3 protein-coding genes are annotated in these 1,432 nt (G+C 35.1%); all 3 read left to right on the top strand.

The features are described 5' to 3' along the window. Positions 1-123 (top strand): co-chaperone GroES (locus B3J44_RS13600; protein ID WP_422653584.1); only part of this gene is annotated, 123 nt, incomplete at its 5' end. A gap of 86 nt (positions 124-209) precedes the next feature. Then, the gene (locus B3J44_RS13595; RefSeq protein ID WP_286968921.1) at positions 210-566 is read left to right on the top strand and encodes a four helix bundle protein; all 357 of its coding nucleotides are present in this window, start codon (positions 210-212) and stop codon (positions 564-566) included. 144 nt (positions 567-710) lie between these two features. Further along, positions 711-1,432 (top strand): chaperonin GroEL (gene groEL, locus B3J44_RS13590; protein ID WP_286968920.1); only part of this gene is annotated, 722 nt, incomplete at its 3' end.

Genomic DNA, 1,432 nt, shown 5'->3' with positions numbered 1-1,432 from the left:
CACACAATGACTGTAAAAGTTGGAGATACTGTTCTTTACGGTAAATATGCAGGAACAGAGTTAAAACTAGAAGGCACTGATTACCTAATCATGCGCGAGGATGATATTTTAGCGATTATCTAAAGATTGCTGTAAGCCGTAAGCTTTAAGCTATAAGCTTTCACAAAATGCCTATAGCCTACTGCCTAAAGCTTAAAGCCAACAAAAAAATGAGAGATTTTAAAAAATACGACATTTGGCAGCTTAGCCACTCTTTAACTTTAGAAATCTATAAACTAACTTCACTTTTTCCAAAAGAAGAGTTATACGGATTAACAAGTCAAATCAGAAGGGCATCTTCATCAATTCCAACCAATATTAGCGAAGGATGCGGAAGAAATAGTGACAAAGAATTTAATCAATTTCTCAACATTGCTTTGGGTTCTGCCAATGAAACAGAATATCTTTTGATTTTAGCTAAGGATCTGCAATACCTTAATAAAGAAATCGCAGAAAATCAGATAGAAAAAATCAACAGCATAAAGAGCAAAATTTATAAACTAAAACAAGTGCTTATACAGCAATAGGCTGTAAGCTTTAAGCAATACGCTTTTCAAAAAGCCTAAAGCTTACAGCCTATTGCCTAAAGCAAATAAAAGCAATAAAAAAATTATTAACAGCAGTAGAAAAAGCTTAAAGCTTAAAGCCTACTGCCTAAAGCAATTTAAAAAATGGCAAAAGATATAAAATTTGATATTGAAGCACGTGACGGATTAAAACGTGGTGTTGATGCATTAGCAAATGCTGTAAAAGTAACTCTTGGACCAAAAGGTCGTAACGTAATTATCGGGAAATCATTTGGTGGACCAACTGTTACTAAAGATGGTGTTTCTGTTGCAAAAGAAATCGAATTAAAAGACGCACTAGAAAATATGGGTGCGCAAATGGTTAAAGAAGTAGCTTCTAAAACCAATGATTTAGCTGGAGACGGAACTACAACTGCTACAGTTTTAGCTCAAGCTATCGTAAAAGAAGGTTTGAAAAACGTTGCTGCAGGTGCAAATCCAATGGACTTGAAACGTGGTATCGACAAAGCTGTTGAAACTATCGTTGCTGACCTTGCAAAGCAAGCTAAAGTTGTTGGAAGTGACTCTGACAAAATCAAACAAATCGCTTCTATCTCTGCTAATAATGACGAAGTTATTGGTGAATTAATCGCTACAGCTTTCGCTAAAGTTGGAAAAGAAGGTGTTATCACTGTTGAAGAAGCTAAAGGAACTGACACTTTCGTTGACGTTGTTGAAGGAATGCAGTTTGACAGAGGATACCTTTCTCCTTACTTCGTTACAAATCCAGAGAAAATGGAAGTTGAATTAGATTCTCCTTACATTTTATTATACGACAAAAAAGTATCTTCTTTAAAAGAATTACTTCCAGTTTTAGAGCCAGTTGC

This window comes from Flavobacterium sp. UBA4854 (genome assembly GCF_002399805.1).
GTDB classification, from domain to species: Bacteria; Bacteroidota; Bacteroidia; order Flavobacteriales; family Flavobacteriaceae; genus Flavobacterium; species Flavobacterium ginsengisoli.
This window is presented reverse-complemented; position numbering and strand designations above follow the sequence as displayed.

Excerpts from the sequence above, each read along its gene's own strand:
- B3J44_RS13595 (WP_286968921.1), top strand. The coding sequence starts at position 210 with ATGAGAGATTTTAAAAAATACGACATTTGGCAGCTTAGCCACTCTTTA.